Below are 23,965 nucleotides of genomic sequence, written 5' to 3' on the forward strand. Positions count from 1 at the left end.
CAGGACTTACGCAAAAACCCTCCTAAACTCTCATTTCTCCGTGAACTCTGTGTCCTCTGTGGTTCGTTTTCTGTTATTTGTGCGTAAGTCCTACCAAAATTGGATTTTATATCCGTCATTATAATAATTTTGAGTAATATTACTCATTGATAAATACTGTAAACTTTAAAACTCTCATTATAAATTCTTAATGTGCATTGATAGGCTTTTGCAAACTTTATTCTAGGTACTCGGATTGTTTATGATAATGAGAATCTTTTAGAAGCAATAGTCCCTAAATACTAGTCTATAACTTGTTTATAGCCATTTAGTGATTCTTATTATCATAAGAATTATTTAAGTAAATTAACTAATTGATGACAGATATACTATTTTAACTACAGATACCGCATATACACAGTAGAATGATGTCGAATTGGAAATGACGCCATTTGTACGGTTGCTTAGTGTCCATGAATGGGGTAACTCTAGATACTGATAATTTTAATTCAGTGGTTTTACCTGATGCTTACCTTTTTTTGGAACAGAAGCTCAAAAGGCAGTTCAGCTATATTTACGCGAAAATCCGCAGGTGTAAACCTATAAAACCGTGTATAAACTTACAAGTGACAGTGATACGACCGTATCAAATACTGGGTTAATAACTAAGGCTAGAGTTACTGACCGTTAACGATTAAGTTTTTGCAACATACCCTATTTTTTCCCTATGATGATTCATGGTTTCGGTTTTCTCAGTTTGAGCGCATCTTTTGTACTTCCCTGGGCATTAACAGGTCTGGTTCAAGGACAGAAAATAACAGAATCTTTGTTTTTTAAAGATGTTCGTCAATCATCCACTGTTCAGGAAACACCACTACCTAGCCGCAAGCTGATAAGTCGTGTTTCAACTGCGACAACATACTATGTTAGTGGTAACGGAAACGACAGAAATAGCGGACTCTCTACCTCATCCGCTTTTAGAACACTTAGAAGGGCAGCAGGCCTTACTAATCCTGGCGACACGGTACTTATTATGAACGGGATATACAAGAATGGACCCAAAGATGGGTCCGTACTAGGTATTAAACGTTCTGGAACTGCAAATGCATGGATTAAATTTAAAGCATATCCTGGGCATTTTCCAAAAATTCAGCACAATACATGGAATGGTATCTCGATTTCAAATGGAGCTTCATATATCGAGATTAACGGGCTGGAGGTCATAGGGAACAATGCTAATATCAGCCTTTCTTATGCGTTAAGTCAGAAGTATAACAGATCAAATCCGCTTACCAACGGAAGCTGCATCAGCATTGAAGGACGAAGTAATGGTCGTTCTCATCACATAAATATTCTGAACAACAAAATACATGATTGTGGAGGAGCAGGTATCTCAGCAATCCAAGCTGATTATGTGAAAGTGGATAATAACACTGTTTTCAATAACGCTTGGTACTCACTCTATGGTTGCAGTGGCATTTCCATGCTGAATAATTGGAGTTCTGACAACAACCAGGGATACAAGATATTTGTTACCAATAACAGGAGCTACAACAATCGAATGTACGTTCCTTGGATTGATGCCGGAAAGATCACAGACGGTAATGGCATTATTGTTGATGTTTCAAAAGGATACAGAGGACGGGTCTTAGTTGCTAACAATATCATCTACAATAATGGCGGTTCAGGTATTCATTCCCATGATAGTCAGCACGTCGACATTATCAACAACACGGCATATTTGAATCAGCAAAGTCCAGAAGTTAAAAAGAAGGGAAAGGGCGAAATTTATGCTGGTTATTCGTCTGATGTCAAAATTTTCAATAACATCATGTATGCTGCCCCTGGTAGTGCTGCGAATAGCAACATGAAAAATGTCAACGTCACTTATAACTACAACGTTTATCTCAATAATTCGAGGATCAACATTACAGGACCTCGTGATATTATTGCAGACCCACAGTTTGTTAATGCCTCGGCTCGTGACTTTAGATTGAAATCAACGAGTCCGGCAATTAATAGTGGTTTAAAGTGGAATAGTTTGACAACCGATTTTATAGGCAACCCTCGTGTATCCGGTTATGCAACTGATAGAGGAGCATACGAAACTCGGTAGTAGTTAAAAGTATAGCATTGGGTTGTATGGCAAACTCCAAACTCTCTATAAATCAGGAGTTTTTGTCTACAACCCATTTTTTTCTCGCGTATGTAGTCCTAAGTCCGGTTAATTATATCGTGTCCGGGTAAAGACTTATCATTTAGACCGGCAGGGGTGCAGGGAGAAAGAGGTTTTCCTGATTTTTGCAACAGATGCGGTAATAATAAGTAATTAACCGGACTTGATATTACTTATTATTTAAAACTCCTTCTGTCTTGCATCAGTTTTTATTAATAAGTATTTATCCAGACTTGATAGAACTCTTGAGATATTTTTTTAGAAGCTTTATTTCTTCGCAAGTCCCTTAAGCTCTTTTGTCAACTCTCTTGGTTTAAAATATTCGTGAGCATGATATCGATAACTACTAGATTCATTCTTATCAATGATTCCATTCACTACTAAACCTAAAACGTTGTAATTGGATCTCTCTAACATCTCCTGAGCAGCATTAGCACTGTTGGAATCAATTACCCCAGGTCGGGCTACTAGCAAAATACCATCAGTCATTTGGCTTAAAGTCAAAGCATCGGCCGCCAAAAGCAGTGGAGGGGCATCAATAATTACAAAGTCATAGTTATACTGAGATGAGAAACTCTCAATCAGTGATGCCATCCGTTTTGAGTCAAGCAAAGCAAGTGGGTTGGCAGGTCTAACTCCAGCAGTCAAAACATCAAGGTTGTCCATGACTTTAGATACGGCAATGTCAAATTCAGCCTGACCGACAAGAACCTCACTCAAACCAACTTCATTGGTTAGTTCCCAGAGATGATGCTGAGAAGGAACTCGCATATCTGCATCTATTAATAAAACTTGACGGCCTAGTTGAGCGATCGCAGCTGCCAAATTAGCTGAAACTGTAGACTTGCCTTCTTTAGGAACTGCACTAGTTACCACGATGGTTTTGAGCAAATTATCTGAACTTAAGAATTTCAGATTGGCTTGAATCATCCGGTACATTTCGCTCGTTAAAGAGTGCGGAGTATCTCTGACAGCAATTGTTTGAGATATTGATTCTCCATTTGAATAACGCAATCGAAGCTTTTTAACAGACAAAGGAACAATTCCTAGCAAAGTATATCTAAATACATCTCTAATTTCCTTAAGTGTTTTTAGAGATTTATCTCTCATAACTAGAAAGAGTACAGTTGTGGTGGCAAAAAACAAACCGAACATGACTCCTAGCACCAAAACAATTATTATTTTGCTTAATGTTGGATCTTTGGGTACTAAGGCCTGAGCAATAATCCGGGAACTAGGTGTATTTGTATTTTCAACTAACTGTAATTCTTGAACCTTTTTCAATAGAGTTTGATAGGTCGATTCTGCAACTTCAACTTTCCGTTCTAACTCCCGTTGGTTTTGTGCCAGTTGGGGTATGAGTTTCACGCGCTGTTCGTAGTTAGAACGAGAATTATATAGAGAGGAGAGTCTTTGAGTTAAGCCAAAACGTTGTATTTCTGACTGCAAAAAGTTTTGTATCAGGCTTTGTCTGAGTTCTCCAATCTGCAATAAATTCGGGGGAACTTGTGTTTGATTGCCAATAGTCTGACCAACTTGCTGTTGCAGGAGAGATTTTAAATTAACTTTTTTTGCTTCTAGGTTAATAATTATCGGGTTGTCATCTAAGAAACGACTACGCTCAATCGCTAACTGCCGATCGGTATCTTGGAGTTGTGTAAGAATCCCCTGTATTGCAGGTGACTGACTGAGGGTACTTACGGCGATCGCTTCTTGAGAATTTAGCTCTACTTTCTGTCGCAGTTCATTGGTTTGGGCGTTTACCTCGTCCAGTTGAGCCTTAACAGTATTCATCTCATTGTCTAAATTTCCAATAGTCGCAACAGCTGACCTTGTTTCCTCTGATAAATCTGCAATGTGATGCTTTTGTTTAAATATACGTAGTGCTACTTCTGCATTATTAACAGCAGCTTGAGTTGTCGGAAGCTGCTTGGCCATAAATTGACGAGTTGCTCCTGCCTCAGAGCGATTTGTCAAAATATCATTTTCTAAATAAAGCCTCATAATTGTGTTGACTACTGCCGCTGCTTCTTCGGGGTCATGGCTGCTATAACTAATTCGCAATACATCTGTCCCACCAACAATTTTTAGGTTCAGGGCTTTTTGTAGCGCTTTTACCTCCAAAGGTTCGCCCTTGTTATCTTTGAGTTTTAGTTTATCTATTGTCCTCTGCAATAAACTAGGTGAAGAAATAACTTCTATCTGACTGCTGATGGGGTTTTGAGTTGCTACCAGGGATTTCAAATCTCCTGAGTCTCCTCCTTCAGATGTACCAGGGGAAAGATTATTTCCTGCCACTTTAAAAGATGGAACTCTAAATAATAGTTTTCCTTCTGCTTCATAATCTGGCTTCAGAAATTTCGTAGATATAGCACTCAGAATAACTGTAGCCACAAATATACTGACAGCAGGTAGCCACCACCGTTTCAATATCAACAAGTAACGATTAAGGTCTAAATCAATAGATTCTCTAGATTCCATAGATTTTTCTGACATAAATCTTCCAAAGTACAGGTCTTAAGCAAGAAACTAAAAATTGACTTAGAGCAGCCACAAACCAGTGCAATTAACAATACTGATTATCCACAAACCAGTGCAATTAACAATACTGATTATGTATAATTTTACAATATAACAATAGCATAGACTATATTAAGTTAAAAATTTAGTCCCCAGTTGGTTCCTAAGTCAAGTCAAGTAAAAAAACTCACCGTTTATGCCAATTCTCTGTGAAGCTACATAATATTATTTTTTGTGCCCCTCTTAACCAGGTAGCGGGGTTATTTCTATCCATCTTCATCAAGAATTTATATTAGTCAGTTGGTAATTTTTGATCATAAAAATTTATTTATTACTTAGATTACTTACTGAATATAGTCATTCTGAAAGTTAAAGTAGCTAACTACTTTGCCAAAGTCGATCGTAAGCCTCTAACAGTTTTGGAGCTTGATATTGCCACTCAAGAATCTCCTCCATTCTGCGTCGTCCTTCGGCTCCGATCTTTTCTCTCCGTTCAGCATAATCTAGAAGTTCCAGAATTTTCTCGGCAAATTCCACCTCATCGTTAGGTTTGGCATAAAGAGATGCTTCCTGTGCAGAACGTCTTCCTTCTCGCAAATCAAACTGGACAATTGCTTTTCCCATTGCCATGTATTCAAGGATTTTATTCATGGTGCAGTTTTCGTTATAAGCAGATGTTGGAGAAGGCTCCACACACACGTCACAGCTAGAAAGCCGCTCTAAAAGTTCTTCACCTTGCTTAAATCCTGTAAATTCTACGAACTCAGCCACTTTTAACTCTTTAGATAATTCCTTGAGTTTTTCTGCCATAGGTCCACTACCGATTAGCATAAAGTGAATATCAAAGCGATTTTTTTTGTGGACAATGTAATATACCATTCTCAGAAGATAATCAATACCCTCTGGTTCCCCCATAACACCCATATACCCTATCAAGTACTTCCTATCTCTACGGTATTTGGGGTTTGGGGGCATTCGGCGAAAGCGCGAAAGGTCAGGCGCACTACGAACTATAAATACTTTCTCTGGTTTCTTGTGCCCACGGTTAAGAGCTACATCTCGATGTGACTCGTTCGTTGAAATTACCATGTCTGCTGTGGCATAGGTCAAGCGTTCAGCCCAGCGCAATCCATGATAAAAAAAATCGCGCCGCCGATACTTAGCTTCATACATTTCTGGACTGAGGTCATGATGATCGAAGATAATGTATGTGCCATGAAATAATTTAAACCATGCTGCTACTAAGAAAAGTAAATCAGGTGGATTACAAATATGTATGACATCAAAACCACGCTCTCGCCATATCCTTTGAGCTAGACGAAATTGCCAGTTAATCGCCCAACTGTACTCTCGGAGATAGCTAATGACAGAACTTTCTTCCGGTGGTAGAGGATGACGGTAAATGTGAATCTGCTCAATAATTTCGTAATCTTTTTCAAAGCCATTACCTGTCGGTGAAATCACAGTAACTTCATACCCAGCTTTTTGCAAAGTAGTTGCTTCCATCCATACCCGTCGATCAAAGGGAACTGGGAGATTTTCAACGATAATTAGTACTTTCTTTGGTGATGCCATAGTAATTTCAATTTTTATTTAGTTTCGTAAATAATGATTATCTGACCCGATAAATGGGTCAAAACCCTTGATTTATGGTTGAGAGATAATGAAATGTCAAACGTTATTGTAGTGAAATACTCACTTGTCAATTCTAAATTTACTGAACCTTAAGTTATACATGACTAAACTGGGTGGAGAAGATGCATATCTGCATTACAATAGCTATCAATTTTGCAGTTACTAGCTGTTTACACTTGTATTGGTAATTTCATTCTGACTGAAAGAGATACTGCCACATAAAGCATCCAAGTCAAACTATTTGATTCCAGCAAGTTAGACTCAGTGAGGCTAGATAAGGCTATAAATGTCATGTGTATAAGTGGCCAAACATCGTATGCTGTTTTGCTACTACGCACCCAAGCGAATCCTTGCAGGTAATTGCGCCAAAATCCTAAAAAGAATACCCCTAACCCTAAAAGACCCAAATCTAGGCAAAGAGCCAGATAACCATTGTGGGGGTGGTTTGGTGTCCATCCAGCTACAAGCCAAATATAGGCAGATTCACCATTCCATCCTTGCCAGAATCCGCCATAACCATAACCAAGCCAAGGATGTTTCCAAATCATATCAATTACTAATGGCCACAACTCTGTTCGACCCGTCAGTGTTGCATCTTTACCAATTGAACTGAACACTAGGTCAGGGTTATTAGACACCCAAAAATATAAACTTTGGCTGATAGTAGCTATCATTATTAGGGTTGGTATCATGAATTGATATGGCCAACGCCAAATTTGAAAAGCAAAAAATGCCAATATTGTAATTAATAGATTAAGTAGAGATGAACCAGAAGCGGAAAGCAGTAAGAGTAGTATTGACAAGCTAAATCCCCCCCACAAAAGCCAACTACGTTTTTTAGTTTGATAAGCAAGTATAAAGAAAACCATACTACTCGTTACCATTCTTGCTCCTAGACCGTTTTTGTGCGTGAATACTCCACGCCACTTTGCACCACCAGTTAAATCGCTCTGTATCCCATACTTGGGTAAAGCTATAGCAAAAACAAAACTAAGTATTATAATAATTCCAAAGTTCCAAGCAAGTAAATGTAATTGCTGTTTTAAAGTATATCGGGAAGCAAAATACAGTCCAAATAAACTGGAATTAATGAGAGAAAAACTATTTTTTAATGTTGTTGATGGTTCAAAAGACCAAAGAATAGAAATAGCTGACAATAAAATTAAAAAATAAAGTAAGAAGCCTTTATTAAAGAAATAAAGAGTTTTTTTCCAACGCAAAACTAGTAGGACTAAGGTAACTGCGTAGATTAAAGAATAAACAATCCGAATCAAAGAGCTATCATATTCTACTTGATCGCCCTGTCCTGCTCCTCCTGACAGTATAACGACAAAGATTGCCCCTGAATAAATCAGCAAGGTTGAAATTGTGAATGCATGTTCAGCAAAAAGTAGTATTTTCCTCATAATAAATTAGTTAATGTTTATTTTGCATATTCATTTCTTGATAATAAACTTGAGCTGTTTGAGCAGCAATATTTGACCAATTTAAATCTTCCTGACAACGAGCTAATGCCGCAGTTTGCATACGTTGTTGCAAGTCGCGATCGCTTAACAAACAAATAATAGCATCAGCTAGGGATCGGACATCATAAGGTGGAACTAACAACCCATCTTTTTTATCCTGAATTATCTCACTTAATCCCCCTACTTCAGAGGCTACAACCAGTGTTCCCATCCCATAAGATAAGGCTGCCACACCACTTTGAGATGCTTCTATATATGGCAGAACTGTTATCGTACTGCGTTGAAAGAGATTACTTACTTCTTCAAGAGGGATAAAGTCATTGATAATTTCGTAGCGTTTCTCATCATAACCGTTGGGGAAATATTGTTTTATGTTTTCTCCCCGTCCAGCGATAATCAGCTTGATTTCAGGTATACGTTCGGCAATTAAAGGCATAGCCTCAAGCAAATATTTCAATCCTTTATAAGGCCAGATGCGTCCAAAAAATAGTAGTGTATTGGGATCGCGAGCCTGACTATTGTGACTACCCCGACGCTTATACAAACTACCAAGTTCCCCATGTGGTAAAACATTGACTCGCTCTTGAGGTATACGGAATTGTTCAATTAGAATCTTTTTTAGTTGATGAGTATGAACAATCAATTGTTGGGAACGGTAGAAGGCAATACGCCTGGTATACTCTGAACCGAATACAGACATACTGTCCCCTGGGTGACGGAATATATCATGGATAGTTGTCACCAGTGGTGGCATTTTGTTGAGTAACAAAGTCCAATCATACCAAGGATCGTTAGTTTCTTGCACGTGCAAAATATCTGGGTTTGCGTCTTTGATAATACGCATCATTGCGTACATAGACAATAGGTTGCGCGGATCTCGAATCCGTGGTTTTTTAAAGGTAATCACGCGGATACTGGGATCAAGAACATTGTTACAGACTTCTGAGATTTTTTCCGGATGAATAAGCGTTAAATCAACATATTTAACCAAACTGTTTGCTAACTCAATAGTGTAGTCTTCAAAGCAAAAATGTAATAAAGCAACTTTAATCATATTTAAAATTATACCCTCACCGAAATTATTTATTACATCAAGTTTTGATGATTTAATATTAAAATTTTATCTTCAAAAATTACTACTATTTTAAAAATTTTAGCCATAAAAAACGAAACCCACCAAAGGCACGGATACCTAAAAAGATCACAAATAAAGTATAGGCAGAAGTAGAAATAATTAGAGTTAAGATAAAGTCTAAGCTAAGTTTTTGTAATAAAATTAATATAGGTAGCATGACAATAGTTATTATTAATGGTCGGCGCATAATTAGCCATAAATTTAATGAGAAGAGGCGAGTATAGGTGAAATAAATATACTGGCTAAAACCAGAAATAGTCATTAATAATGCCATTAAAGCTGCACCTAGTAACTGATAGTGCGAAACTAATATCACACCTCCCAAGCTCCCTAATGTAGTCGTAATAACTACTTCGCGTAGATTAACTATCTCGAAACCATTGGCTACAAGTAAATAACTTAGTGAGCGTGTAAACGGCAAAAAAATGAGTGCTGCGGCGGCTAAACTAAGAGATACATTTGCTTCAGCAAAGCTAGGATTATATAGAAAAACCAGTAAATCTTTGCCAAACAATAAGATTCCTAGATATAACGGCAATGCTATGATTAGTAGGATTTCGATAATATTTTCAGCTATCTGCTTCTGCTTGTCCCGTCCTTGCTGTACTGCCTTTGAAAATCTTGGAAATATTGCTAAAGCTATACTGTTAGCAATAATCAAAAAGGGTTGTAATAATTGTGTTATGCCGCCAAATAGACCTACTAAAAACTCATTCCCTAATAATGAAAGAATTAATATTTGAATTCTGCCACTAACTACCGCCATTGCTTCAATAGCAAAAAATGTACGCGCACCTTTGATTGTATTTAATACAAAAGTCCTATCAATCTGCCATTCTATTTTTACTAACGGGATAATAAAAATCCATTCAATTACCAAAATTAGGGTTTCTGAAAAAAATAGAATCGCCCCTAAAGATTCAATTCCATATTTTAAATGTTGCATCGCCCAAATCATTACTATTAGGCGTAAAATATAAATTGGTACTGTAGCGATCGCTATCAGATGCATCTTTTCTTTAGCTTGAAAAATTGCCTCTGTGATATTAGAAAGCGCAAATGGAATGATTGTTAAGCCCATTATGTAACAAACAGTCGAGGTTTTGGAACTATAGGGAAGCAAAAATACTACAATCACCAATGCCGCATAACTGAAGAAACTAAATATTAACTGTAGCCATGTACCACTCATTAAATAGACTGGTGTTTTTTGTGGCTCACGAGCTAGTTCTCTAGTAAACAATGTTTTTAATCCTTGTGAGGCAATGCCCACAAAGATAAAATAGTAACTATATGCTAGTAGATACTGCCCTAAAGCCTCAGCTCCTAAAGTACGAGCAATAGAAGCGGTTAACACAAAGGCCGTAATGCTTTGTGCTAACCGATTGAGTATCATTGAGAGGGAATTACTTATGAATTTGTACTTTTCTACCATTCTGACTAATTCTTAATTCAGCTTAATTCGTTCACCTTGAATCACCACGATCAAAAGAAATTTTTTAGATGCCCCTCAAACAGGTAGATAATGTACTCGGTAAGGTAGAAAAATGCAAATTCAATCTAGCTATAAACTAAACTCCAGACTGCAATACTTTTATTGACACATAACTTAAATTCTCTAATCATAAGCTGTACGTTTATGATTTTTTATTTAGTAAGCACCGTCTTTTTTCAAAACTACCATAACTGTTTTGAGGAGAATTTCAAAGTCTAATGCAAGCGACCAATTTTCGATGTAGTTCATATCTAGATTAATCACTTGTTCAAAATCTAAAATATCCGAGCGACCTGAGACTTGCCAAAGACCTGTAATACCAGGTAAAACTTCGTGTCTAATAAAATGGTGTTCAGAAAACTTATCAACATCTCTAGTAGGTAAAGGGCGAGGTCCTACTATACTCATTTCTCCAAGGATAACATTAAAAAGTTGGGGTAATTCATCTAAGCTGTAACGACGGAGAAACTTTCCAACACGGGTAATACGAGGATCGTCTTTTATTTTAAAGATAATTCCATCTTTTGTTTCATTTAAAACTTCTAACTCCTTCTGTAATTTTTCTGCATCAGACCTCATCGTTCTGAATTTCCATACTTTAAACTGTTGTCCATGTAAACCTATACGAGTTTGTCTGTAAAATACTGTGCCTGAAGAGTCAAGTTTTATAGCTATAGCTATAGCTACATAAATTGGGAATGATAACATTACAAATAAAGTTGCCAAACAAAAATCACAAATACGCTTTATCCAAAAATCTTTACCTGTAATTATTGGGCAATCTAAACTCAGACAAGGCATTCCCCCTATTTTATTAAATTCTACATTTCTATAAATTGGTTTTAATTCCATCGGTAAGATATGTACTTGAATACCAGATGCTTGAAATAACCAACACAAAAACATTCTATTTTTTAGAGCATCCCAAGATATGAAAACTTCTGTTACACCTAATTCATTAAGTTGACTCAATGTTTGTTGACGTTTATATCTGTCTAATGAGTTAGCATTTGCTGTTCCAGAGACAATATAATGCTTTTCTTTTTTTATAAAGCTAGCAATTGGCTCGTGATCTTGAGGATCGCAAATAATGAATACAGAAGAACGAACTATTTTTTTCTGTTTCCGCAAATATTCAAGAGTAACATTTACAGCATATCTACCAGTGCAAATAAACAATATACTTAGCAACCAAGATAATAATATTAATCTTGGACGCGTGATATCAACAACTGGCTTATACAAAGAACAAACAAGGAGTATTAATCCATGAGCAAAAGTTAACGATTTGATAATATTCCAATAGTCATAGCGGTTTTGACCTTCTCGATAAATACCTTGCAGAGCTAGCGATCCGATTTGAATCCCAATAGTTATTAAAATCGGTAAATACTGACTCGGTACATACCAAGAAAAGTCTTCATAAGAAGATTGATATCCAGCAAAAAACCACGCTAACGACAACAAAGTATAATCTACGAGAAACAATGTTGTTAATCTTAACCACCAAGAACCCTTGCGTACCCTGACAAATGCAGATGCACGTAAATCTAAAGGCACTTCACTTAATTTGTTGTTTGTTGCAATGCTTTGATTAGTCATAGTTAGTAACGCCGGATGTAGTTAAAAAAATTATAAAACCCTATACAATTGGGACATCTTACTCAGGTTTTTCTTTCAAAGAAACCCGATCTTTATAGTCTGCTATCAAACTTTTTTCAGAGTAACTTCAAGTTCTTTATTAAAAGCATATTTCAGGGTTTATTTTAAGTTTAGCTAATACTCTACTGCTTAACTTTTGTTGGCATGCTAGCATCGTGTTTAGTCTGGAAACTTCTAGCTTTGATGCTAAGGAAAGGGGAAAGCATTTGTTGGAAAATTAATTAACTTAGCTACTTTAATAACATTCCTGACATTAACAATCAACTTGGACAGGTAAACAATATTTTTATTTTTAATTACACGTGTATAAAATAATTGGAATGTAGTAACAAGATTACCCCTCTTTTGAAACTTTCGTCAGAGAACAATCTCTAACGTTTATTTCCTTTACGCACTTTGGCAATAAGGTTATTTAAATGACAAAATCATAGAGAGCGATCGCGTAACCCATAATTCTGCTTAAGATTCAGAATAACCACAATACACTTTCCTCCCCAAAGTGATAAAAGAAGGATTACATTGCAGAGTTACACTTTCTAACAGAAATGTTATATCTCTTTGTAAATTACCTTAGCATGTTTACTTATACTAATTCAGTTTTGCTTAAAAGCTTCTTTGTTTCTTTACGCATAATTACTTATTAACAAAACTTACACAAATAACATATAACTAAATGCATCAAAAGTTTGATTATTGTTACAAAAATTTACATAGACAGATGAACTAAGTGTTCGCTGCAAGAAACTTTCACTTATTTAACTTTATGTATGCTTTATTTTGATACCTGCGGCGGGGTGCGCCAACGCCGGAAGCCGAGGATTAAACTTCTCTTTTTCCCCTGCTTGATTCTAATGACAACTTTTTACACCGAGTTGAGCTTACTTAAGTCTTTTAGCAAATCACGAGCCTAGCTTTACACTAATTTTACATATCAATAAATACAATGAAGATTGTGTAATAATGATTTTTCGCTTAAGCAAATTTTCGTAAAAAAGGATAGAGTTTTTTTAGGATTGTGTCTGTAAATTATACGCCTTAAAGAAAAAATTATTTTTTTAATCAAAGGTGAAGTTTTGGCAAATCAAATGATTGTTATGAATTTTCATATTTAGTTAACAGTTTAAGATAACATTTATTAAAAACGGAGGAAAATTTTTTACACGTATAATAAATCGATTAAGTAAAGTTTAAACACCTGTTTTTTTATAGATTGTAATTAGTCTGGATGCTGGAAAGCAGAAGCAGCAACCTTTAAGGAAGATAGCTAGTAATAAGTTTCCAACCTTCCAAGTAGAGAGACTTTGTTTCTATACTGCCATTTTCATAAACTCAAGGCGTTAATTTTTAGCCTCACAGAGAAGTTGTATAAACACATATTACAATAAATAATAATTAAAAAAAATTGGATTTCCTGGTGGAGCCGATACATAAAAATGCACATAAATAGCCAGACTTCAGAATATAAAAAAAACATTCCGTTAGATACCCTAACTCACATCATAGGCACTCAAGTTCTACAGGAATGGAATGACACCCAAGCGGTTCATCATCAGGATCTGTGCATTCATCAAATGTTTGAGATGCAAGTAGAGCGATCGCCCCAAGCCATTGCTGTAGTATGTGAAAATACACAACTTACTTATTGGCAGTTAAACCAACGGGCGAATCAACTAGCGCATCACCTACGTACTTTAGGCGTTGGGACAGAAGTTCTTGTGGGCATTTGCCTGGAGCGCTCCATAGAGATGATCGTAGGGTTGTTAGGAATTTTGAAAGCTGGAGGTGCTTATGTGCCTTTAGATCCATCATATCCCTCAGAACGTTTAGCCTTCATTTTGGAAGACACCCAGACAGCAGTATTGTTAACCCAAGAAAAATTGGTCAAGAACCTACCACCGCATCAGGCGCAGGTAGTTTGTCTGGATTCAAGCTGGCAAGGGAATATTCAAAATAGTCAAGAAAATCCTGTAAATGTAACTACGGTTGACAATCTCATCTATGTAATATATACATCTGGCTCTACAGGACAGCCTAAAGGTGTAACAATCCCTCACCGTGGTATCTACAATCAACTCCACTGGAAACAAACAACTTTTGGATTAACTGACGCAGACAAAGTTTTACTGACTATTTCTTTTAGCTTTGATCCCTCAGTATGGCAGATATTCTGGCCATTGTGCTTTGGGGGGCAATTGTTCATAGCTCGCCCTGGTGGACATCAAGATACAGCCTATCTTGTGAAGGTAATTACTGAGCAGCAAATCAGTGTTCTGGCTTTAGTACCTTCTGTACTGCGTGTCTTGTTGGAAGAGAGAGGAATTGAGAATTGCCGATTCATCAGACACATTACCTGCGGTGGTGAAGCTTTACCTGGTGAACTTATAGAACGCTTCTTTGCCAAACTGAATTTGGACAATGTTTTACATAATTGTTATGGGCCAACAGAAGCTTCCATTGATACCACTTTTTGGACTTGCCAACGCGGTACTAATTATGCTATAGCACCAATTGGTCGTCCGATTACCAATGCAGAGATTCACATCCTTGATGAAAATTTGCAGCCAGTGCCTGTTGGTGAATCAGGTGAACTACACATTGGCGGGATTGGTCTAGCGCGAGGCTATCTTAATCGTCCAGAATTGACCACAGAAAAGTTCATTTTCAACCCTTTTAGTTCTGAACCTGGGGCACGTCTTTACAAAACTGGGGACTTGGCACGTTATTTGAGCGATGGTAATATTGAGTTCCTTGGTCGGATTGACGATCAAGTTAAAATACGTGGCTTCCGAATTGAATTAGGAGAAATTGAAGCTATATTAGCTCAACATCCGGCACTGACGCAGACTCTAGTTATAGCCAGAGAGGATGTTCCTGGGGACAAGCGACTCGTGGCTTATGTTGTTGCCCGCTCAAAGCAAATTCCTAGTCAGGTTGAATTGCGTCGCTTTTTGGAGACTCGGTTGCCTGAATATATGGTACCTGGTTTCTTTGTATTTTTGGACACTCTACCATTAAATCCCAATGGTAAAATAGACCGCCGCGCTTTACCTGCACCGGATACATCTGATATTAGGCTGTCAACTAGCTTTGTTCCACCTCAGAATTCGACAGAAGAAATTTTAGCTGGCATTTGGGCGAAAGTTTTGCGTCTGGAACAAGTAGGCATCCACGACAATTTTTTTGGATTGGGAGGTCATTCACTGCTGGCGACTCAAGTAATGTCTAGGGTTCGCCAAGCTTTTGGGATAGAAATACCCTTGCAATTATTATTTGAGAATCCCACGATCGCTACTTTAGCTCAAGCAATCGTCCAAAACCAAACTTCAGAAAACGATCGCCAAAATCACACGATTCCCCAAATAGCCAACCGGGAATCAGCCCCTTTATCCTTTGCCCAGCAGCGAGTCTGGTTTTTGGAGCAATTGGAACCCAACAGCCCAGCGTATATCGTCTCGAATGCACAGCGCTTAACGGGCAAGTTAAATTTTGGTATATTGCAACAGTCATTAGATGCGATCGTTGTCCATCACGAGGCACTGCGAACCAACTTTATTACATCACCTGATGGTAGCCCCATACAAGTAATTGCCACGCCTCGACCAGTAGAACTCAAAATCATTAAGGTAACAAAAGAGCAAGTAGAATTCCTTCTAAATCAAGAGGTGCAACGCCCCTTCAACTTAGAATCTGACCTGATGTTGCGAGCTACTTTACTCCAGGTAGACGAACAGGAGCATATACTCTTGTTAATCATGCACCACATCGCTTCAGATGGCTGGTCAATAAGCATTCTCTGGCAACAGTTAATAGCACTTTATGAAGCTTTTTTGAACAGTCAGCCTTACCCCTTGACAAAATTGCCCATTCAGTATGCAGATTTTGCAGTGTGGCAGCACCAATGGCTATCAGGTGAGGTACTTTCTCAGCAAACTAACTATTGGAAAACCCAGTTAGCAGGTGCTAATACTGCACTGGAATTGCCAACCGACCGACCACGGCCACCAGTGCAAAATTACCAAGGAGCATCCCAATCTCTGATGCTGCCGCAAACTTTGAGTGCATCACTTACAGAACTCTCGCATCAGGAGGGTGTCACTCTATTCATGACATTACTGGCGGCCTTTGGGACAATATTGCACCGCCACACTGGGCAAGAAGATATTCTTATCGGTTCTCCCATTGCCGGTCGTAACCGTTCTGAGATTGAAGGGTTAATCGGATTTTTTATTAACACCGTTGTTTTACGAACTGATTTTACCAACAACCCCAGTTTTCGCTCAGTGCTAAGTCGAGTTCGCCAGATGGCATTAGCTGCTTATGCCCATCAAGATATGCCCTTCGAGAAACTGGTAGAAGAACTGCAACCAGAGCGAGATACCAGTCGCAACCCCCTGTTTCAAGTATGGTTTAATATGCTCAACTTCAGGGACATCCAACTGGAACTACCTGGAGTAGCGATCGAACCAGTCTCGATTCTAGAAACAGTTTCTAAGTTCGACTTAACCCTTTACGTTATAGAAAAAAATCAAGGAATCCAACTTGATTTAGTCTACAACACCAATCTGTTTACTTCCGAACGGATGATGGAAATGCTTCATCAATTCCATCATTTGCTGAATCAAATTGTTGCTGCTCCAGAGAGCCAGATTAGTTTATATTCCCTGGTGACACCAGAAGCGCGACCTTTGCTGCCAGAGCCAGGGGCGGTTTTGCCAGAACCACAGTATGAATTGACGACAACAATGTTTACCTCTTGGGTAAATCGTACCCCAGAACATTCATCACTTCGTCAAGGATTTCGCACTTGGAATTATGGGGAATTGGGCAAAATCGCTCGAACCTTAGCACAGGTGATGTTATCTCACGGACTAGAGCGGGGAGATGTCGTCGCCGTGTTTGGGACACGAAGTTTTGGGCTAATTGCCAGTATGCTTGGCGTACTCTTGAGTGGTGGTGTGCTACTCACCCTCGATCCGAAACTTCCCAGCCAACGCCAGAGGTTGATGCTACAGGAAGCTAAAGCTAAATATATATTATATATTGATTATATTGATGGTCAACGCCCAGAAGACGAAGAGATATGGCAGTCTTTAACTAGCATCTGTGTCAACCCAAACACAGGAGAAGCCATAAATTTAGCCAAAAACAGCATTGAAGCCGTAAATCTGCCTGAAATCGCTGCCGACGATGCAGCTTATATTTTCTTTACTTCCGGTACTACCGGTGTACCCAAAGGGGTGCTGGGGTGTCATAAAGGGTTGGCGCATTTTCTGAACTGGCAGCGACAGACTTTTGAAATTAATCAACAAGACCGCGTTGCGCAATTAACTGGTCTTTCTTTTGATGTCGTTCTGAGAGATATTTTCTTACCTTTAACTAGTGGTGCAACCCTATGTTTGCCGGAAGAAGAGGATAACTTAGAACCGACGAGAATTCTGCGTTATTTGGAAAATGAGCAAATTTCTGTACTTCATACAGTTCCTTCGCTGGCGCAATTATGGTTAGCGAATGTGCCGTCAGGAGTCGCTTTACGTAACTTACGCTGGTTGTTCTTGGCTGGAGAACCTTTGAAGGAAACACTTATACTTCGCTGGCGAGATGCTTTTCCCGAATCAGGTGAAATAGTTAATCTCTATGGCCCGACAGAGACAACTTTAGCTAAGTGTTATTACCAAATACCTGTTGAGTGTACACCAGGAGTACAGCCAGTAGGATTGCCCCTGCCTCAAACTCAAGCACTGGTTTTGACAGCAAATAACCAACCATGCGGTATTGGTGAACCAGGCGAAATTGTAATCCGAACTCCATTCCGCAGTTTGGGTTACATCAATGCCCAACAAGAAAACCGTTCTCGGTTTGTTAAGAACCCTTTTCGGAACGATCGCCAGGATTGGGTTTATTATACAGGCGATCGCGGATGCTATCGTCCTGATGGCTCTTTAGAAATTCTCGGTCGCCAAGATCATCAAGTCAAGATTCGGGGAATACGCATTGAACCAGGGGAAATTGAAACGGTATTAGCCCAACACCCAGATGTACTCCAGACTGTAGTTATTGCTCGTGAAGATGTTCCTGGCGATCGCCGTTTAGTAGCTTACATTATACTGAATCAAGATACAGCCATTGCAATTACTGATATCCGGGGTTTCCTCTCGACAAAATTGCCACAGTATATGCTCCCTTCGGCTTTTGTCGTGCTGGATACCATACCCTTAACCGCCAACGGTAAAGTAGACCGCCGCGCCCTACCAGCACCAGATTTATCGAGGCAAGAGCCAGAAGCCACCTTTGTTGCTCCCCGTAATCAAGTGGAACGCCAGTTAACAGAGATTTGGGAACAAATTTTAGGTGTCCAGCCCATTGGTGTAAAAGATAACTTCTTCGAGCTAGGAGGACATTCTATCTTAGCAGTAAAACTATTTTGGCAAATTGAAAAGACATTTAGTAAAAACCTGCCACTTGCGATTCTTTTCCAGTCAGGTAGTGTAGAAGCTCTAGCCAAAATCATCTGCCCAGAAGAAGATTTAACAACAAACTCAGCTTTAGTAAATACCTTAGACCAATCAAAATCTAGCTGGTCATCCTTAGTAGAAATTCAACCCAAGGGTTCCAAACCACCTTTTTTCTGCATTCACGGACTAGGTGGAGAAGTCTTATGTTTCCGTGAATTGGCATTGCATTTGGGGACAGAACAACCATTTTACGGATTACAACCACAAGGGCTAGATGGGAAATACCCTCTCCATACCCGCATTGAGGATATGGCAGCCCACTACATTCAAGAAATCCAGACCCTTCAACCTCATGGCCCTTATTTTCTCGGAGGTTATTCCTTTGGGGGTGCAGTTGCCTTCGAGATGGCTCGACAACTCCAAGAGCAAGGCGAACAAATTGGCATTTTAGTTATGCTTGATAGTTGTCGCCCAGGATATAGCTGGCAAGCGCCATTTCTCAAGCGAGTTTTTTTGCATTTAAATAATATTCTTCAACAAGGGCCTAACTACGTTTGGCAAAAGGTTGTGAGATGGAGCTATTGGCGTAAGCAAGAACTACAAAATACATATAACCGTTACTTGGAAGACGTACTTCATGTACCTGAAACTGACAAGCATTTAAAGATTATAGATACTAACACTCAAGCAATCAGTGAATATATTTTTTCACCTTACCTTGGTCGAGCTATTCTTTTGCGGACAGAGGATAAAAATCGGGATGAAGCTATAGGCACTGAATACGCTCCTCAATTTGGCTGGGACGAGGTAGTAGTTGAAGGATTAGATATCCATTACATTCCCGGATCTCACCTTGATATACTTAAGGAACCCCATGTACAAGTGTTGGCTGAAAAATTGAGAAATTGCTTAACTCAGGCGCAGTCTCAGTCTCCAAAGAATTAATTTGAACTTTTCCGTCAGTTCATCTTCGCACAACTCAGCACTGCTGGGTTGTTTTGCCATTTCTTGGTCTAAACTTGGAAGAATAATAGAAAAATTCTTGCTAGTGGTAACTAGGATGAGATAATTATTCTGTGGAACTGGAATATTGGTAAAAATCCAATAACCAAAAGACCTGACCGATTTAATAATGCGATGAATATTGCTAGTGTCACAGATTGAACAGAGGAAATGATTGTGGCACTGAAAGCTCGAATGACTATCGTTTTTGATTTTAAGTTGGCAAGCAATCCACAACAATCCACTGATGCTATATAGAAGATTTGGACGCACAGAATTACAGATGCCAGTGTTTTCCTGCGGTGGCATGAGATATCAGTTCAAATGGCAGGATGTTCCCAATCATGAAATTCCTGCTGACAACCAGGCGAATCTGGAAGCAACTATTAGAAGGGCAGTCGAAGTTGGAATTAATCATATTGAAACTGCCCGTGGTTATGGCACTTCTGAAATGCAATTGGGAAGAATATTACCCAAGTTCGCCCGCGAAAAGTTGATTGTTCAGACCAAAATAAACCCAAAGGCAGATGCGAAAGAATTCCGAGAGACGTTTGAACAATCCTTGAAAAATCTCCAACTAGATTATGTTGACCTTTTAGGGTTGCACGGCATCAATCATCCTGAGTCGTTAGATAACAGCATCCGTCCCGGCGGCTGTTTAGAAGTAGCGAAGCAGTTGCAAGCAGAGGGAAAAGTTAGATTTATTGGCTTTTCCACACACGGCTCGACAGATATGATTGTGCAGACAATTAATACTAATCAATTTGATTATGTGAACCTGCATTGGTACTACATTAATCAATGGAATTGGGCGGCAATCGAAGCAGCTAAACGCCATGATATGGGCGTGTTTATTATTAGCCCATCTAATAAAGGAGGTTTGTTGTATGAGCCTCCAGAAAAATTAGTAAATCTTTGCGCCCCGTTGAGTCCAATGGTGTTTAATGATTTGTTTTGTTTGAGCCATCAAGAGGTGCATACCCTGAGTTTGGGAGCTGCAAAACCACAAGATTTTGATGAACACCTGAAGACTTTAGAATTAATAGATCGGGCATCAGAAATTTTACCGCCAATTTTAGCAAGATTGGAATCAGAAGCGATCGCTACTTTGGGAGAAGATTGGGTAAAATCGTGGGAAACAAATCTACCAACCTTTGACGAAACCCCTGGTGAGGTAAATATTCGGGTGATTTTGTGGTTACGGAATTTAGCGATCGCCTACGACCTAGTAGACTACGCTAAAATGCGCTATAACCTGCTTGGTAATGGAGATCACTGGTTTCCTGGCAACAAAGCCGATCGGCTAGACGAATTAGACTTAAGGAAATCTCTCGCCCGTAATCCCTACGCCGATAAAATTCCCCAATTTTTGGAACAAGCCCATCAGATGTTGGCGGGTGCAGAGGTGAAACGATTATCTCAGAGTTGAAGATTAGAAACTTAGTATATTTGATGATATACTAAGTTTTCTACATAACATATCAATAGATAGTTAGTTAATCAAGTTGGCTAACAAAAATGAAATCTGTATTTTCGCAACATTCAAAACAAATAGAATTACCTCTACAATTAGTAAGCTCTAAAAATAAATTTGCTTTCATCGATCTATTTGCTGGTATTGGGGGATTTAGAATTGCTTTACAAAAATTAGGTGGTCAATGCTTAGGCTATTCTGAAATAGACAAACAAGCTATAAAAGTTTATCAACAAAATTTTATCAGCTACTTAAACAAAGATGAAATTGAATTAGGAGATATAACAAAAATTAGTGAACTTCCTTCTTGTGTTGACATAGTGGTTGGTGGTGTTCCATGTCAACCTTGGTCAGTCGCAGGTCGTTTAAAAGGGTTTGAAGACAAGCGAGGAAAGTTATGGTTTGATGTAATTCGACTAGTTAATAAAAATAAACCTAAAGCCTTTATATTTGAAAATGTCAGTGGGTTAGCAAGCCCAAAAAATATAGATAATTTGGAACTGATTGTACATGAATTGGAAAGCATCGGATATTGTGTTAAATGGAAAGTCCTCAATGCTTATGATTTTGGTTTACCTCAAAATAGAGAGAGAGTTTTTATTGTTGGAATTAGAAATGATCTGGAAAAATGCCAAGAGTATAAATTTCCTATTCCTTTGAACATTCATCCAAAAGTTTTCGATATATTGGATGATATTAAATCTGCAAAAGTTATTGAAAAAGTGAAGTTAGATCGACATACTTTATTTAAAGGTATGATTCCACCATCCAGAACTAGATTTCAAAAAGATGATGAACTAAATGATTTCTTCATTTTTTCTGATTTAAGAAATGGACATACAACAATTCACTCTTGGGATATTATAGAAACCACTGATAGAGAAAAAATGATTTGCTTAACTCTTCTAAAAAATAGAAGAAGTAAAAAATATGGAGAGAAAGACGGTAATCCCTTATCTTTTGATAATTTTAAACAAATAATATGTGATATAGAGGTAAATGAATTAAATGAACTAGTCCAAAAAGGAATATTCCGATTTACTGCTGATCATAAGTATGAATTTGTTAATTCTAAAAATATGACAGGTATTAATGATATTTATAGAATTATTTTACCTACTGCTGATATTGTACCAACTTTAACTGCTACGGGTGCTAAAGACTACATAGCTACAGCATCAATTCATGCTAATCATCCACAGGAGTATAAAAATATTTTCTTAGAAAAAATTTATAAACAGAAAAATTTTATTCCAATCATGGCAAAACACGCTTGTAAATTACAAGGTTTTCCGAAAAATTTTGAATATCACGAAAAAGATGATGTCGCCAGAAAACAGTTTGGTAATGCTGTTCCTGTACCTGTTGTTGAGTATGTAGCTAAAGAGTTACTAAGTATTCTTGATATTTAACTAGTCTTGGTAAAAAATATCACTAAATTCAGCAGCAAAGTTTTCTTGTCCTAACTCAACAAAAATTGCTTTTAATTGCTCAAATGTGTTTTCACTTCCAGAACAAAAATCCCAAAATTCATTTTCAACCCATATATCTTGAGAAATATCTAGAGGAGAACTAGATAACTTACCTTTTTGTATTTCATACCAAGATTTGGTAAAAGGATTAAAAGGAATAGCAATGCGAGCTTCTAACCTAGCATTTGTATTTTTAGCAAGTCTATAAGCATACCACTGTAGCATTTGTTTGTTAAAAGTTTGAAAACCCGCTAGATTTGGCTGTGCAGTTTTTATATCAAAAAGATATTCAATTCCATCTTTAGACAAATGAATATCAACTCCAGTTCCGGTTGGAGGAGATTTATACATATAGGCGGCAATGTCTTGAGAATTGGTTTTTGCTGCGGCGTTTCTTAGTCTCTCTATACATTCTTTTGTTGAAACTCTCCTGTTATTAGGCTTATTTTCGCGTTCATAAACTAATTTATCCAATTCATTCTGCAAAGCTGGAGGAAACTCAGTTGGAACTAATATCTTATCTTGGATAATTTTAAATCCATTGATTTCAGCTAATGTTTTAGCTAGAGGTTCCCAAAAACTTGTTCCTAGACTTGTTTCTAATCCACCTATCAGAGAACGTATTCGTCTTTCTTTAGGAAAAATATCATCTAATACTTGGTAATTTTTGACTTTTTGATTTTTAAAAAATTTTCTAATTGAAATTTTCAGATTTTCTTTAATTCTTCGTTTAATATAGTCATCCATAATTCAATTGTCTGATGTTGATTAGGGTGGGCAAGATAAGATGCCCAACCGATAAGCTGGTAGGGTACATTACGGGTTTAAGCTAACACGCCAAGTGACATTGGGCATACTGGATGAAAAATATAAACAATAATGCCCAATGCCCAATCCTAATCAGATTTTTTCATATCTACTGATTTAACTGCCTTCGGTACGACTAGCACCTTATCAACACGATTACCATCCATATCCATCACTTCAATTCGCATACTTTGCCATTCAAAATGGTCTGCGGCGGCAGGAATGCGGCCTAAATGGGTGATCACAAAACCGCCTAAAGTTTGATAGCTACCGCGTTCATCAGATTGCCACTCTTCCATACCGAAAAGTTCCAAAAACTCCTCTACAGGCAACATCCCATCCAAAAGCCAGGAACCATCTTCGCGTTGTACAGCTTGTGGTTGATCTTGTCCATCCGTTGAAGGAACATCACCGACGATTTCGCTCATGATGTCGTTGAGAGTGACTAATCCTTGAATCACGCCGTATTCATCGACTACCAACGCCATGTGAGTGATGGTTTGCTTGAACAATTCCAAAACTTTCAAACCACGGGTGCTTTCTGGGACAAATACGGGCTGTCGCAATCCTACTGTCAAGTCTAGCGGTTCTCCTCGGAAACTCCTGGCTAATAAGTCGGTGACAGGGATAACACCCAGCACATTGTCAAGTCCTCCCTGACAAATTGGATAGCGAGAATAGGCACTATCA

Annotated in this window: 12 protein-coding genes; 4 read left to right on the top strand and 8 right to left on the bottom strand. The window is 38.2% G+C overall.

The features are described 5' to 3' along the window. Positions 1-706 precede the first annotated feature (706 nt). Positions 707-2,095 (top strand): choice-of-anchor Q domain-containing protein, encoded by a 1,389-nt coding sequence (locus tag HWQ37_RS32105; protein WP_292755041.1) that lies wholly within the window; start codon positions 707-709, stop codon positions 2,093-2,095. A 327-nt stretch (positions 2,096-2,422) separates the two neighbouring features. Here the strand turns inward: HWQ37_RS32105 and HWQ37_RS32110 are convergent, their stop codons facing one another. From HWQ37_RS32110 to HWQ37_RS32135, 6 genes are all read right to left on the bottom strand, one after another. Next, the gene (locus HWQ37_RS32110; RefSeq protein WP_292755043.1) at positions 2,423-4,651 is read right to left on the bottom strand and encodes a GumC family protein; all 2,229 of its coding nucleotides are present in this window, start codon (positions 4,649-4,651) and stop codon (positions 2,423-2,425) included. Between the two features lie 402 nt (positions 4,652-5,053). Next, on the bottom strand, positions 5,054-6,250 hold the full coding sequence (locus HWQ37_RS32115; protein ID WP_292755046.1) for a glycosyltransferase family 4 protein: 1,197 nt from the start codon (positions 6,248-6,250) through the stop codon (positions 5,054-5,056). A 230-nt stretch (positions 6,251-6,480) separates the two neighbouring features. Next, positions 6,481-7,530 carry an O-antigen ligase family protein gene (locus HWQ37_RS32120; protein ID WP_292755049.1) on the bottom strand — a complete coding sequence of 350 codons (1,050 nt, stop codon included), beginning with the start codon at positions 7,528-7,530 and terminating at the stop codon, positions 6,481-6,483. A gap of 196 nt (positions 7,531-7,726) precedes the next feature. Then, entirely contained in the window at positions 7,727-8,830 is a 1,104-nt protein-coding gene (locus tag HWQ37_RS32125; RefSeq protein WP_292755052.1) for a glycosyltransferase family 4 protein, read from the bottom strand. Positions 8,831-8,915: 85 nt separating this feature from the next. Then, complete coding sequence (locus HWQ37_RS32130) at positions 8,916-10,307, bottom strand: oligosaccharide flippase family protein (protein WP_292755054.1); 1,392 nt, start codon at positions 10,305-10,307, stop codon at positions 8,916-8,918. Positions 10,308-10,562: 255 nt separating this feature from the next. Next, complete coding sequence (locus HWQ37_RS32135) at positions 10,563-12,008, bottom strand: sugar transferase (protein ID WP_292755057.1); 1,446 nt, start codon at positions 12,006-12,008, stop codon at positions 10,563-10,565. A gap of 1,493 nt (positions 12,009-13,501) precedes the next feature. Here HWQ37_RS32135 and HWQ37_RS32140 point away from each other — a divergent pair. The 3 genes from HWQ37_RS32140 to HWQ37_RS32150 all read left to right on the top strand — a co-directional run bounded on the left by HWQ37_RS32140 (position 13,502) and on the right by HWQ37_RS32150 (position 22,408). Continuing rightward, a complete protein-coding gene (locus tag HWQ37_RS32140) occupies positions 13,502-19,465 on the top strand; it encodes an amino acid adenylation domain-containing protein (RefSeq protein ID WP_292755060.1) in 5,964 nt (1,987 codons plus the stop codon). A 304-nt stretch (positions 19,466-19,769) separates the two neighbouring features. After that, positions 19,770-20,951, top strand: a complete 1,182-nt coding sequence (locus HWQ37_RS32145; protein WP_292755063.1) for an aldo/keto reductase — start codon at positions 19,770-19,772, stop codon at positions 20,949-20,951. Positions 20,952-21,040: 89 nt separating this feature from the next. After that, positions 21,041-22,408 carry a DNA cytosine methyltransferase gene (locus HWQ37_RS32150; RefSeq protein WP_292755065.1) on the top strand — a complete coding sequence of 456 codons (1,368 nt, stop codon included), beginning with the start codon at positions 21,041-21,043 and terminating at the stop codon, positions 22,406-22,408. Here the strand turns inward: HWQ37_RS32150 and HWQ37_RS32155 are convergent, their stop codons facing one another. Next, complete coding sequence (locus HWQ37_RS32155; protein WP_292755068.1) at positions 22,409-23,215, bottom strand: TdeIII family type II restriction endonuclease; 807 nt, start codon at positions 23,213-23,215, stop codon at positions 22,409-22,411. 149 nt (positions 23,216-23,364) lie between these two features. Further along, a partial coding sequence (locus HWQ37_RS32160; protein WP_292755071.1) for a hemolysin family protein occupies positions 23,365-23,965 on the bottom strand: 601 nt, incomplete at its 5' end.

It is taken from the genome of Nostoc sp. NMS4 (assembly GCF_017115095.1).
Classification (GTDB): domain Bacteria; phylum Cyanobacteriota; class Cyanobacteriia; order Cyanobacteriales; family Nostocaceae; genus Nostoc.

Coding starts and splice junctions, on each gene's coding strand:
- HWQ37_RS32155 (WP_292755068.1), bottom strand. CDS start 23,215: ATGGATGACTATATTAAACGAAGAATTAAAGAAAATCTGAAAATTTCA.
- HWQ37_RS32115 (WP_292755046.1), bottom strand. CDS start 6,250: ATGGCATCACCAAAGAAAGTACTAATTATCGTTGAAAATCTCCCAGTT.
- HWQ37_RS32110 (WP_292755043.1), bottom strand. CDS start 4,651: ATGTCAGAAAAATCTATGGAATCTAGAGAATCTATTGATTTAGACCTT.
- HWQ37_RS32135 (WP_292755057.1), bottom strand. CDS start 12,008: ATGACTAATCAAAGCATTGCAACAAACAACAAATTAAGTGAAGTGCCT.
- HWQ37_RS32105 (WP_292755041.1), top strand. CDS start 707: ATGATGATTCATGGTTTCGGTTTTCTCAGTTTGAGCGCATCTTTTGTA.
- HWQ37_RS32140 (WP_292755060.1), top strand. CDS start 13,502: ATGCACATAAATAGCCAGACTTCAGAATATAAAAAAAACATTCCGTTA.
- HWQ37_RS32145 (WP_292755063.1), top strand. CDS start 19,770: ATGCTATATAGAAGATTTGGACGCACAGAATTACAGATGCCAGTGTTT.
- HWQ37_RS32130 (WP_292755054.1), bottom strand. CDS start 10,307: ATGATACTCAATCGGTTAGCACAAAGCATTACGGCCTTTGTGTTAACC.
- HWQ37_RS32150 (WP_292755065.1), top strand. CDS start 21,041: ATGAAATCTGTATTTTCGCAACATTCAAAACAAATAGAATTACCTCTA.
- HWQ37_RS32125 (WP_292755052.1), bottom strand. CDS start 8,830: ATGATTAAAGTTGCTTTATTACATTTTTGCTTTGAAGACTACACTATT.